Source organism: Maricaulis sp. (assembly GCF_030149425.1).
Classification (GTDB): domain Bacteria; phylum Pseudomonadota; class Alphaproteobacteria; order Caulobacterales; family Maricaulaceae; genus Maricaulis.
The window spans coordinates 47572-60018 of the sequence record NZ_JASBRQ010000005.1 but is presented as its reverse complement, the minus strand read 5'-3'; the positions used below and the strand labels follow the sequence as shown (position 1 = coordinate 60018).

The 12447-nt window shown below is 62.8% G+C and carries 11 protein-coding genes; 3 read left to right on the top strand and 8 right to left on the bottom strand.

The genetic code is table 11. From position 1 onward, the window contains the following. The first annotated feature begins 41 nt into the window (after window positions 1-41). Window positions 42-389, top strand: a complete 348-nt coding sequence (locus Q1V57_RS01230; protein WP_300527023.1) for a hypothetical protein — start codon at window positions 42-44, stop codon at window positions 387-389. A gap of 28 nt (window positions 390-417) precedes the next feature. Here the strand turns inward: Q1V57_RS01230 and Q1V57_RS01225 are convergent, their stop codons facing one another. Next, window positions 418-1917 carry a CoA-acylating methylmalonate-semialdehyde dehydrogenase gene (locus Q1V57_RS01225; RefSeq protein WP_300527022.1) on the bottom strand — a complete coding sequence of 500 codons (1500 nt, stop codon included), beginning with the start codon at window positions 1915-1917 and terminating at the stop codon, window positions 418-420. Window positions 1918-2273: 356 nt separating this feature from the next. Here Q1V57_RS01225 and Q1V57_RS01220 point away from each other — a divergent pair, with 356 nt between their 5' ends. Continuing rightward, on the top strand, window positions 2274-5876 hold the full coding sequence (locus Q1V57_RS01220) for an autotransporter domain-containing protein (RefSeq protein ID WP_300527021.1): 3603 nt from the start codon (window positions 2274-2276) through the stop codon (window positions 5874-5876). Window positions 5877-6096: 220 nt separating this feature from the next. Here the strand turns inward: Q1V57_RS01220 and Q1V57_RS01215 are convergent, their stop codons facing one another. The 4 genes from Q1V57_RS01215 to Q1V57_RS01200 all read right to left on the bottom strand — a co-directional run bounded on the left by Q1V57_RS01215 (window position 6097) and on the right by Q1V57_RS01200 (window position 8381). After that, on the bottom strand, window positions 6097-6744 hold the full coding sequence (locus Q1V57_RS01215) for an aquaporin (protein ID WP_300527020.1): 648 nt from the start codon (window positions 6742-6744) through the stop codon (window positions 6097-6099). Between the two features lie 20 nt (window positions 6745-6764). Continuing rightward, entirely contained in the window at window positions 6765-7262 is a 498-nt protein-coding gene (locus Q1V57_RS01210) for an arsenate reductase ArsC (protein ID WP_300527010.1), read from the bottom strand. Continuing rightward, the gene (locus tag Q1V57_RS01205; protein ID WP_300527008.1) at window positions 7259-7606 is read right to left on the bottom strand and encodes a helix-turn-helix transcriptional regulator; all 348 of its coding nucleotides are present in this window, start codon (window positions 7604-7606) and stop codon (window positions 7259-7261) included. The genes Q1V57_RS01210 and Q1V57_RS01205 overlap by 4 nt, the downstream gene beginning before the upstream one ends. Window positions 7607-7706: 100 nt before the next feature. After that, a complete protein-coding gene (locus tag Q1V57_RS01200) occupies window positions 7707-8381 on the bottom strand; it encodes a hypothetical protein (RefSeq protein ID WP_300527007.1) in 675 nt (224 codons plus the stop codon). A 146-nt stretch (window positions 8382-8527) separates the two neighbouring features. Here Q1V57_RS01200 and Q1V57_RS01195 point away from each other — a divergent pair, with 146 nt between their 5' ends. Continuing rightward, window positions 8528-9379 carry a 1-acyl-sn-glycerol-3-phosphate acyltransferase gene (locus Q1V57_RS01195; RefSeq protein WP_300527005.1) on the top strand — a complete coding sequence of 284 codons (852 nt, stop codon included), beginning with the start codon at window positions 8528-8530 and terminating at the stop codon, window positions 9377-9379. A gap of 97 nt (window positions 9380-9476) precedes the next feature. Here Q1V57_RS01195 and Q1V57_RS01190 read toward each other — a convergent pair whose 3' ends face one another. Genes Q1V57_RS01190 through sdhD form a run of 3 tightly spaced genes read right to left on the bottom strand, consistent with a single transcriptional unit; the run spans window position 9477 to window position 12445 of the window. Further along, window positions 9477-10256, bottom strand: a complete 780-nt coding sequence (locus Q1V57_RS01190; protein ID WP_300527004.1) for a succinate dehydrogenase iron-sulfur subunit — start codon at window positions 10254-10256, stop codon at window positions 9477-9479. An 11-nt stretch (window positions 10257-10267) separates the two neighbouring features. After that, the gene (gene sdhA / locus Q1V57_RS01185; protein ID WP_300527003.1) at window positions 10268-12055 is read right to left on the bottom strand and encodes a succinate dehydrogenase flavoprotein subunit; all 1788 of its coding nucleotides are present in this window, start codon (window positions 12053-12055) and stop codon (window positions 10268-10270) included. Window positions 12056-12067: 12 nt separating this feature from the next. Beyond that, a complete protein-coding gene (gene sdhD / locus Q1V57_RS01180) occupies window positions 12068-12445 on the bottom strand; it encodes a succinate dehydrogenase, hydrophobic membrane anchor protein (protein ID WP_300527001.1) in 378 nt (125 codons plus the stop codon). Window positions 12446-12447: the final 2 nt, after the last annotated feature.

Genomic DNA, 12447 nt, shown 5'->3' with positions numbered 1-12447 from the left:
CAATTCGGGTTGGAATCCTGGATATTCCCCGAACCTTAGAAGTGACGAGTATTGGTGATATCACCAATCAGGAGACCGGCTGGGCGATCGAGCGGACACGAGAACTGGTGGCCGAAATCGACGCTACCCACATCCTGGTCGACAGCTCGCGCCTGGATAACTCGCTGTCTCGCAACAAGGTCGAGAACATCGCCGAAGACTTCATGCTGGCGATGGACCACCCCATCACCCTCGCCTATGTGCCCTCGCAGATCTCACGGACCTGGGACTTGTCGACGACCTGGCCGGTGTTCGAGGCCGGCAATCTGCGCATCAAAGTGGTCAAGGACCGCGCCGCAGCGCTGGACTGGCTGCGCGAACAGACCAGCGTGACCGAAGACGACAGCTGATCGTCTCCGGTCCACGCTGCTCTCGAGCTTACTGCATCGTCGGAATGACGAAGGCCTGGTCACCGATCTCGCCGGACGGCCAGCGCTGGGTCACGGTCTTGATCTTGGTGAAGAAGCGGATGCCGTCAGTGCCGTACTGGTTGGTGTCAGTGAAGGCCGAGCGCTTCCAGCCACCGAAGGAGTGGTAGGCGACCGGCACCGGGATCGGCACATTGATACCGACCATGCCGACATTGACCTTGGCGGCAAATTCGCGCGCCGCGAGACCATTGCGGGTGAAGATGGCCACGCCATTGCCGTACTGGTGCTGGCTCGGCAGGCTGGCCGCCTCTTCCAGGTCATTGGCGCGCACCACCTGCAGCACCGGGCCGAAAATCTCCTCCTGGTAGGAGGTCATTTCCGGCGTCACCTTGTCGAACAGGGACGGACCGATGAAGAAGCCGTTCTCGTGGCCCTGCAGCGAGAAGTCGCGACCGTCGAGCAGCAGATCAGCGCCCTCATCGACACCGGTCTGGATCCATTTCTCGATGCTGGCACGGTGCGCCGCAGAGACGACCGGGCCATAATGCGCATCCGGATCGGTCGAGACGCCGACCTGGAGCTTCTGGGCTTCTTCCTTCATCCGCGCGACGAATTCATCCGCCGTGTCCTGGCCGACCGGAACGGCAACCGGCAGCGCCATGCAGCGTTCGCCGGCCGAACCGTAGGCCGCGCCCAGGAAGTCCTTCACCACCTGGTCCATATCCGCATCCGGCATGATGATGCCGTGGTTCTTGGCACCGCCCATGGCCTGGAAACGCTTGCCATTATTGGCGCAGGTCGCGGCGATATACTGGGCGATATTGGACGAACCGACAAAGGAGACCGCCTTGATATCGTCATGGTGCAGGAGCGCGTCCACGGCGGTCTTGTCGCCATGAACGATCTGCAGCACACCCTCGGGCAGGCCCGCTTCCATCCACAGCTCGGCGAGACGAACCGGAACCGACGGATCCTTTTCTGACGGCTTGAGCACCAGCGCATTGCCGGTCGACAGCGCCATGCCCATGAACCACATCGGGATCATCGCCGGGAAGTTGAACGGCGAAATGCCGGCGACGACGCCGAGCGGCTGGCGCATGGAGAAGACATCAATGCCCGGACCAGCGCTTTCAGTGTACTCGCCCTTCATCAGGTGCGGCACGCCCATGGCGAACTCGACCACTTCCAGGCCGCGAATAATGTCGCCCTTGGCATCGGCGATAACCTTGCCGTGTTCGGAGGACAGCATTTCGGCCAGGCTGTCCATCTCCGCTTCGACCAGCATTTTATACTTCATCAGGACGCGGGCCCGGCGCTGCGGGTTCATCGCCGCCCAGGCCTGCTGGCCTGCCTTGGCACCAGCGACAGCCGCGTTGACCTCATCAACCGTGGCGAACTGGACGCGGGCCTGAACTTCGCCCGTGCTGGGATTGTAGACATCGCCATACTGGCCGGACTGGCCCTCAAAGCTCTTGCCATTGAAGAAATGATGAATGTCGCGGCTCATGGCGCGTCTCCCCGGATTATGTCGCTGGGCGGGATTTCGATACGATCCCGCGGAAGGATTTGGGGCTCAATTAATATGGCTGCGAGCCCCTGTCGAGCCGCCGTGCGGATCGGCCGCATAACGCCGCCGTGACGGGCGCCAGAAGCAGGCGCCACAGGTAATAGTCTATACATGTGGGTTTTGCGCAACAGTTCGGTCGCGTAACAGGTTTTTCTGCCTAAACCGGAGGTGGGAAGCTTGCACAGAGCTAGCGCATAATGTGTATCTAGCGTTACTAGAAATATAAGACAGGGTGCGGGGGGATTGATTGCCACTCCTTGCGCTCGCTCCGTGTTTGCTCAAGGAGGGGACCTCTGATGAAACTCGAAACCGCAACCTCAGCGTTCAAAAAGACGCTGACCTCGACCACATCCGCCATGGTGCTGGCCCTGGCGGGTGTCACCGCCATGACGGCGGCCCCGGCTGAAGCCATTCCGTTCCGCGATGATGTCGGTGATAGCGGCGCCCAGGCCTTTGCCCAGGGCTGGGACGGCGTGGTCCAGATTTTCTACTGGGACCAAGGCTCCGGCAGCATTTTCTTCAACTGTACCGGTTCCCTGGTGAATGCGCGCACGGTGATCTCCGCGGCCCACTGTTTCAACAGCCAGCCGGACAGCACCTATGGCTTCGGTCAGTCGGCGGTTCCGATCATCGCCTATGGCGAGGATACGTTTGACGCACTGTTCAACTGGATCGGGACGGGGCAGCAATTCCTCTCCGACACGCAGGGCCTGACCTTTGCCGTCGACACGATGAACCATCCGGACGGCCAGTTCGGTGTTGAGGACTTCCCGGGCGCTGACGTCACCCTCCTGGCGCTTCAGGATCCGCTCTACACCCTGCCGACCTATGGCATGCTGTTCAGCCCGATCCCGACCGACGTCTTCGACGCCGGCGTTCTCGTCAACCAGATCGGCTACGGCACCTTCCACCCGGGCTCGACCGATGCCGGCGGCATTAACGGCCTGCGCCGCGCCGGTGAGAACATGCTGGGCATGATGGGATCGCAGAACGACTTCTTCAACGCACTGGCCCAGAACGCGCTCTACAACGCCCCGGCAACCAGCAATCAGTCCCTCTACTGGACCGATTTCGACCTTCCGGGCCGCACCGGCACCTGTGTGCGCGGGCCCGACCCGTTCCTGCTCGGCGCAACCAACTCCATCGTCTGCGACGACAATAACGGTTTCGATGGCGGCTTCATCGACGGCGACACGCTGCTCCTGCCGAGCCCGAGCATTGACTATTTCCCGGGCGATGCCCTGGATAATGAAGTGGCAACGGCCGGCGGTGACTCCGGCGGCCCGCTCATGGCCATGAACATCCATGACAGCCCGCTCATCCTCGGCGTGCTCTCCGGTGGTTTCGTTGGCGGCTTCTTCCACTCGGCCGGTCAAACCTATGGCGAGGTCAGCTACTACAACCCGCTGTTCAACTTCCACCAGTTCATCTCCGAGAATAACCCGTACAAATACGTCTCGGCGAATGCGGGCGACGGCAATTGGTCGGACGCGACGCACTGGATCCAGACCATGGATCCGAACTATTTCATCTATGATGGCTCCGGCAATATCGTGAACGGTCTGCCGACCGGTCCGGAACCGGGTGTCGGCGGCACCGGTCCGCAGGAAGGTATCGCCTTCGATACGCCGGTTGAGGACTTCACGACCTCCGGCGGCCTGGCACCGCAGGAACCGCTCGACAGCCAGAAGGCCAATGGCTTCGCCGTTGCCGACAGTTCTGTTGCCCCGGGTGGTTTTCAGACCCTGTCCGGTGACATCATCGCCAATGACGCCGCCAACGGCCTGGTCGTTGGAACGGGCACCGGCGCTGCAGCCAATACGGCGGCCGGTATTGCCGGCAAGGCTCCGGTCCAGGACGGCACTCCGGGCGTCTTTACTGACTTCGTCGCCACCGGCTTTGTCGCCGATGCCGGCGTTGCCGAAGCTCCGGCTGGCGGCTGGGCTGGTCAGTCCAGCAGCACCGGCAATCGCGGCGCTGCTACGGGTCCGGGTTCCACCGACTTCGTTCCGGACAATAATTACGGCTTCGGTTCGGCTGTGGCGCAGTTCTTCGAGGTCACCCTCGACGCAGACGGCACCACCACCGCGGACCTGCCCTTTGTGGAGATCGACAAGCTGAACATCCGCGGTGACGGCGCAGCCCTCGACATCCTCGACACCTCGACCATCCTGTCGATGATCAATGTTGAGGTCTTCGACGGCCTGCTCAATGTCGACGGCCTGCTCGGCACGCGCGAAGTCGTGCTCTGGGGCGGTACGCTGACGGGCTCCGGCCAGCTTGACCTGTTCGAGACCAACCTCCTGTTCGGTAACGGCGTCTCCCAGTCCGGCACGCTCTTCAACATCGGCGGCATGGTCAATGCCGGCGCAATCGGCGCGACCGGCACGCTGGAAATCATCGGTGACTATGTTCAGTCCTCCGGTGGTGTCCTGATGGCCGATATCGGTCCGGGCAACACCTCGGACAACCTGCTGATCGATGGCGATTACTCGCTCAATGGCGCACTGATCCTGAACCCGGTCGCCGGCTACACGCCGCGTTATGGTGACAGCTTCGAGATCATCACCGCTTCCGGCATCGGCATCGGCACCTTCGCCGCTGTCTCCGACCTGCCGGGCGTACTGACCCCGGTGATGAGCTATGGCGCCTCGACCACGGGTGTAACCCTGAACGCCCTGCCGTACTCGACCGAAGCAACCTTCACCAACTTCTTCCAGGCCAATCTGGCTGAGCAGCTGCACGCAGCGCGCGACACCGATTATGCGGCTCTGGAGGATATCTATGGTGGTCTCGACCTGATGTCGGGCGACACGCTGCTGAGCAGCCTCAACAGCCTGTCTCCGTGGGAATCGGTGCTGTTTGATCGCTCCGCACGCCTGCACACCGACACGCTGAGCCGTGCCCTGCGCAACCATATCGGTGACTTCAACAGCGCCACCGGCGGTGTGAACTCGGTAATGGCATCGGCCAAGCAGGCCAATGGCCTGGCCCTGAACCCGGAACTGGCCGGTCTGGCCATGGCGGCTTCGGCCAAGGAAGGCCATGGCGCGCATGGCGATGATCGCGACATGCGTGTCTTCGGTTCCTTCGGCCTGGTCAACGGCTCCGGCGAGACCCTGCCGGGCGCCTCTGACGGCGAAATCGAAGGCGATTATGTCGTCGTCGGCTTCGACGCCAGCATCGGCCACAATCTGCGTGCCGGTGTCGCTCTCGGCTTTGCCGACAGTGACAACATCATGGGCGCGACCTTCGGCTCCACCGACAACAGCGTGGAAACCGAGCAGTACACGGCCTTCCTGTCCTACGATCAGGATCGTGTGCACGCCTCTGTCGCCCTGCACGCCAGCCAGCACGAAAGCGAAAGCACCCGCCTCGTCAATGTCGGCGCAACGACCACCAGCGCTGCACGTTACGATGCGGACGGCTTCGGCATCGACGGTTCCTTCCGCTACGACATCCTGCCGGAAGCGAATTACAACCTCGCTGCCATCGCAGGCCTGAGCTATAGCGAGACGGAATTCGATGCCACCAGCACCACCTCTCTCGTGGGCGGTCTGGACATTGACGGCCGGTCCTATGAAAGCCTGATCACCCGCGTCGGCGGTGCCTACTCCTTCGACGCCGGTAGCGGTGTGATGCTGGGCATGTATGCCGGTTACGCCAAGGAGCTGGGCGACAGCACCGAGCTCTTCAGCGCATCCTTCAGCGCCGCTCCGGGTGTTGCCGTCTTCGCCAATGGCGACGGCAAGCTGGACACCAACTGGCTCGAGTTCGCCGGCTCCATGTCGGTGCCGCTCGAGAATGGCGGTTCGCTGGCCTTCACCTATGAAGCAACGAGCGATCGTGACTACGCCGAAGGCGACACGGTCTCCGTTTCCTTCTCCCTGCCGTTCTAATCCACGGCAGCACATTTCAGGGAAACGCCCGGCCATCGCGGCCGGGCGTTTTCTTTTGTGCGAAGCCCTACCAAGCTTTCATCTTGCCGGGCGACGGATGCACGGACCCGCCTGCGTTGTTGCTGTGCTGCCGGCACGATCCACGGCGCGCGGGACTTACGTCCTCGCTCACCCGCCCGCCGACACGGCCCCGCGCCGGCAGCACATCAATGCAATTGATCTAGTTTTCCCGGATCAGCCAGCTGGCCACACCAGCCGCAATCACGGCGCCGGCCAGTTGGGCGGCGATGAAGCCAGGCGCGTCTCCCGGGGCGATACCGGAGAATGTGTCCGTCAGGGAGCGGGCGATGGTCACCGCCGGATTGGCAAAACTCGTCGAGGCGGTGAACCAATAGGCGCCCGTGATGTACAGCGCCACGGTCGCCGCGACCGCCTCGCCGCGATAGCGCACCGCCATGAAGATGAAGAAGACCAGGCCGAACGTCGCCAACACCTCGGACCCCAGCTGGGGCCAGCCGGCACGGGCCTTCATCGACAGTTGGACAATGTCGGCCTCGAACATGAAATGCGTCAACCAGACGCCGAGCACGCCCGCAATGATCTGCACGGCCACATAAGCGAGGCCCTCGCCAGCCGGGATACGCCGGCAGATTGCCATGGCGAGCGTCACCGCCGGATTGAAATGCGCACCGGACACCGGGCCGAGCGTGGTAATCAGCACATAAAGGGCCGCACCCGTCGCAATGGCATTAGCCAGCAGGGCAAGGGCGTCATCCCCGGTCAGGGTCTCGGCCATGATGCCGCTTCCCACCACAGCAACCAGCAAGAAGGCCGTGCCGATGGCCTCAGCCGCCAGTTTCTTGATCATGCCATTTCCCCCCGGGCGCGTCAGAGACGGCCGATATCCTGCAACTTGGCCTTCAGGGCCAGCCGGTCGATACCGAGATCGGGCAGGGCGATGAAGGCGTCGATCCGGGCCTTGAGCTGGTTATAGGCGGTTACAAAGGCCAGACGCTGCTCGGCCTCGGACCCGGAGGCCGCGGCCGGGTCCGCAATGCCCCAATGCGCGGTCAGCGGATGCCCCGGCCAGACCGGGCAAACCTCCGCTGCGGCGCTGTCACAGACGGTGAAGACAAAGTCGACCCCGTTGGCCATCTGGCTTTCATCGAACTCGTCCCAGCTTTTCGAACGAAAACCGGAAATGTCGTAGCCCTTCTGCTGCAACAGGTTGAGCGCAAGCGGGTGGATCTGACCCCTCGGCTGGGAACCGGCCGAGAGAGACATGAAGCGCGAGCCGGCCTGGCGCGCCAGAATGGCTTCCGCAAGGATCGAGCGGGCAGAATTGGCGGTGCATAAAAACAGCACCGAATAGGGTGTATCTCTCATGAGGCGTGCTGCAGATCGGTTGAATCAGATGGAGCCGGCAGACCGCCGCAAATATCGGTCCGGTTGGCGCAGCAATCCTCGATAAGATAGCGGATGAAACGCTGCGATCCCTCGCTATCGAGCGAGTAGAGCATGAAGCGCGACCGGCGCTCAGAGCGGATCAAACCGGCCCGCTCGAGGGCACGAAGATGCCCGGTCATGGTTGAGGGCGGCACATCAAACCCCTCCGCCAGCTCTCCGGCAGGGACGCGTTCAGGCGCACGCCGGCACAGGGCCTGGAACAAGGCCAGACGGACCGGGTGCGACAGGGCCGAAAATCCGGACAGGGCAAGACGCGTCGTCATGGCGATCCGGTTACGTCGTAACCATGACCGTCACGTACTAAATTCATGAAAATTTTGCGACATCACACAGTGGGGACAGCCGCAGCTCCGATTGCGGTCATTATCCGCGCCCGGAGCGCACGCTGCGCGGCCGCGGCGAGGCCCGGAACAAGGTACGAAGCACACCGGAAAGCAGCCCCGGCTGCTCCTGCGGAACCTCGGACACTGCCGGTTCAACGGCGGGGTTCATCCGCTCTTCCGGCACGTCATCGGCGATCAGCCTGACCTTGCGGTAGACAGCAATATCGCCCCCGATCATGTCCTGAAACGCCCAGGCCGGGTCCGTGTAAAGGGCATCCGCAAGGCGTGCGACAGCACCGCGGCTGCACTCGCTCAGCATCAGAACACCGCCCAGCTTGAGACGCTGCGAGATATCGCGCCAGTTCGAGGCCAGCAGCGCAAAACCGGTCCCGCCGCCGACAATGGCCAGATCGAGATCCTGCGCTGTTGCACTTTCCCCGGCCCGGCTGGGCAGGCTCAGACGCGGGGTGTCGACCTTGCGGCTGTGGCAATCGGACCGCAGGGCTGAGACCGCAGCCTTATCCCCCACACACTCATGGAAGGCGCCGTTTTTCAGACAGGTGGTTCCCAGAACGGACTGACCCAGTTGCAGGCTTCGATCTCCCGGCTTGACCACCAGGCCAAGAAAATCAGCGGCCAGGTCATCGACCAGGCTGGCGCGTTTATTGGGCAGCTTACGCAAGGTGCCGGCTGGGGCAGTGTCAGTCAGGGTCATGGCGCGTCCCGATCATGAACAGTCGGTTAATACCTGACCACCGCATCGCAAACGGCGGGCCAAGTGGTAAAGGCCCGTTAACCCTTCGCGCCTGCAGCAAGCTTTTCGCGATTGCCTCGGGCGCCGCTTGGGAGTTCTCTCAACGCATGACTGAGACTGATTCCGTCGCCGTCCGATCCAAGCATATCGTCGATGAGCTGATCGAGGACCGCGCCCCGAAACTGATCCACACGCCGTTCTGGCCGCTGATCAAGACGATCGGCTATCCGCTGCTGGGCTATAAGAAAGCGGTGTGGATGGTCGACCAGATCGCCGAGCTCTCCGGCACCGATTGCCTGAACTGGACCGCCGATTACCTGCATCTCAATGTCGAGACCCTGGGGCTGGACCGGGTGCCGGCGGAAGGGGCCTGCGTCATCGTGGCCAATCATCCCGGCGGCATCGCCGATGGTCTGGCCCTGTGGGACTCCATCAAGGCCAAACGCCCCGACACGGTCTTCTTCGCCAACCGCGACGCGCTCAAGGTCTGCCCGGGCCTGGAAGAACGCATTATCCCGGTGGAGTGGCGCGAGGATGAGCGCAATCGCAGCCAGTCGCGGGAATTGCTCAAGCGCGCCTTTGCCGAATTCAAAGCCGGCAAGTGTATTGTCGTCTTCCCGTCCGGCCGGATGTCGGAATGGCATTGGAAAGGCTGGCGTCTGAAGGACAAGGTCTGGCACCCGACTGCAGCCAGCCTGGCTCGCAAGTTCAAGGCACCGATCATTCCGCTCTCAGTCCGCCAGCGCATGCCTGTGCTCTACTACGCCCTCGCCCAGATCAATGAAGAGCTCAAGGACATGACTATTTTTCACGGGCTGATGGGCAAGGCCGGGTCGCGCTACCGGCTGCATTACGGCCGCGCGCTTGATGCCGCCAATGAACCGGGCAGCGATGTCGAACTGACCGCCCGCCTGCGCGATCTGTGCGAGATCGCGCCTTGGGAAAACGGGCACCCCTGAGCCGCGCGCAACGCGCTGGATCGCGGATACGGGTGGATACGAAAAAGCCCCGCCGGCTCACCGGCGGGGCTTTTCCTGTCAGGTATGGCGCGGCGCTCTAGCCTTCGCGCTCGACCATCATTTTCTTGATCTCGCCGATCGCCTTGGCCGGGTTGAGTCCCTTCGGGCAGACCTGCGTACAGTTCATGATGGTGTGGCAACGATAGAGCTTGAACGGGTCGTTGAGCTCTTCCAGGCGTTCGCCCTTGGCTTCGTCGCGACTGTCCGCGAGCCAGCGATAGGCCTGCAGCAGGGCCGCCGGGCCCATGTATTTGTCGCCATTCCACCAATAGGACGGGCAGGCAGTCGAACAGGAGGCGCACATGATGCACTCATAGAGGCCATCAAGCTCTTCGCGCTCTTCCGGCGACTGGCGCCACTCTTTCTCAGGAGCCGGCGTATCGGTCTTGAGATAGGGCTTCACCGCCGCATGCTGGGCGTAGAAGGTCGTCAGATCCGGAATCAGGTCCTTGACCACCGGCTGATGCGGCAGCGGCGCGATCGTGATCGTGCCCTGATAGTCCTCGATGCCCGACGTACAGGCGATGGTGTTGCGGCCGCCGATATTCATCGAACAGGACCCGCACACGCCCTCACGACAGGAGCGGCGGAAAGCCAGCGAACTGTCGATATTGTTTTTGATCCACAGGACAGCGTCGAGCACCATCGGCCCGCAATCATCCATATCGACCTTGTAAGTGTCCCAGCGCGGACCCTCTTCGCCTTCCGGGTCATAGCGGTAGACGCGGAACGTCCGCGTATTCTTGGCGCCGTCCGGCTTGGGCCAGGTCTTGCCCTTCTTGGGCTGCGAACCGCGGGGAAGTGTGAGCTGAACCATGCGTTTCGTCCTTAGTAAACCCGGGCCTTAGGCTCGATGTAAGCGATGTCGTTGGACATGGTGTAGGTATGCACCGAGCGATAGTCGATGTTGACCTCGCCCGTTTCGCTGGCCCAGGCCAGGGTGTGCTTCATCCACGTCTCGTCATTGCGATCCGGATAGTCCTCGCGGGCATGCGCGCCGCGGCTTTCCTCGCGGTTGGCCGCGGAATTCACCGTCACCGCCGCCTGGGCGATGAGGTTGTCGAATTCCAGCGTTTCCATGAGGTCGGTATTCCAGACCATGGTGCGGTCGGTGACGGCGACGTCCGGCAGGCCGGAATAGACCGTCTTGATCTTCTCTACGCCCTCGTCGAGCACTTCGCCGGTGCGGAAGACGGCGCAGTTTTCCTGCATCGCCCGCTGCATTTCCAGGCGCAGTTTCGCGGTCGGCGTGCCGCCCTTGGCGTGGCGGAACTTGTCGAGGCGGTCGAGCGAGAGCTGGCCATCCTTGGCCGTGAGCTCTTTCTGCGTTGCACCGGCTTCCACCGTCTCGCCGACGCGCAGACCGGCCGCGCGGCCGAAGACCACCAGGTCGATCAGGGAGTTGGAACCGAGGCGGTTGGCACCGTGCACCGAGACACAGGCCGCTTCGCCGACAGCCATCAGGCCCGGCACGATCGTATCTTCATTATCGCCGGTCTTGGTCAGGACCTCGCCGTGATAATTGGTCGGGATGCCGCCCATATTGTAGTGGACCGTCGGCAGGACCGGGATCGGCGCCTTGGTCACATCGACACCGGCAAAGACTTTGGCGCTTTCGGAAATGCCCGGCAGGCGCTCGGCCAGAACGGCCGGGTCGAGGTGGTCGAGATGGAGGTGGATATGATCGCCATTGGCGCCCACACCGCGACCCTCACGGATCTCGATCGTCATCGAGCGCGAGACCACATCGCGCGAGGCGAGGTCCTTGGCCGATGGCGCATAGCGCTCCATGAAGCGCTCGCCTTCCGAGTTGGTCAGATAACCGCCCTCACCGCGCGCGCCCTCGGTGATGAGAACGCCGGCGCCGTAAATGCCGGTCGGGTGGAACTGGACAAACTCCATGTCCTGCAGCGGCAGGCCCGCGCGCAGCACCATGGCATTGCCGTCACCGGTACAGGTGTGGGCCGAGGTGGCGGAGAAATAGGCCCGGCCATAGCCGCCGGTCGCCAGGATGACTTTCTGGGCGCGGAAACGGTGCAGCGTACCATCGTCCAGCTTCCAGGCCGTGATACCGCGGCAGGCGCCGTCTTCGTCCATGATCAGATCGAGCGCGAAATACTCGATGAAGAACTCGGTCTCATTGCGGACCGACTGACCATACAGCGTGTGCAGGATGGCGTGACCGGTGCGGTCGGCGGCGGCGCAGGTGCGCTGCACCGGGCCTTCACCGAAATTGCGGGTCATGCCGCCAAAGGCGCGCTGATAGATCTTGCCGTCTTCGGTACGCGAGAAAGGCACGCCCCAGTGCTCGAGCTCGTACACCGCTTCCGGCGCATTGCGGCAGAGATATTCGATCGCGTCCTGGTCACCGAGCCAGTCGGAGCCCTTGACGGTGTCGTACATATGCCAGCGCCAGTCGTCCTCGCCCATATTGCCGAGCGAAGCAGAGATACCGCCCTGGGCCGCGACCGTGTGCGAGCGGGTGGGGAAGACCTTGGAGATGCAGGCGGTCTTCAGACCAGCCTGGGAGGCCCCAAGGGCGGCGCGCAGGCCGGAACCGCCGGCGCCGACGACGACCACGTCATAAGTGTGATCGATCCAGTTGTATTCAGCCATGAGAAACGTCCGTTACAGCGCGAATTTGACCAGGAAGAAGGCGGTGACCAGCCACAGGCCCATGGTCAGCAGCGTATTGCCGACCAGAAGCAACACCTTCGTGCCCGTCTTGTGGATGTAGTCCTCGATGATCACCTGCATACCCAGACGCATGTGATACAACGCCGCAGTCAGCGTCAGCAGGGTGACGATGGAGCCGGCCGGCGAGGCGAGGAAGGCGCGGGTCGCATCCGGATCGGGCGCGCCCGAGGTCGCCAGCATCCAGACGAAGACCGGGGCCAGGAGGAACATGGCGATGGCGGAGACGCGATGCGCGATCCAGTGACCGGCACCATGGCCGGAGGCGCCAAGGCCGCGGACTTTTGCAGTGGGGGTGCGATAATCGGACATGA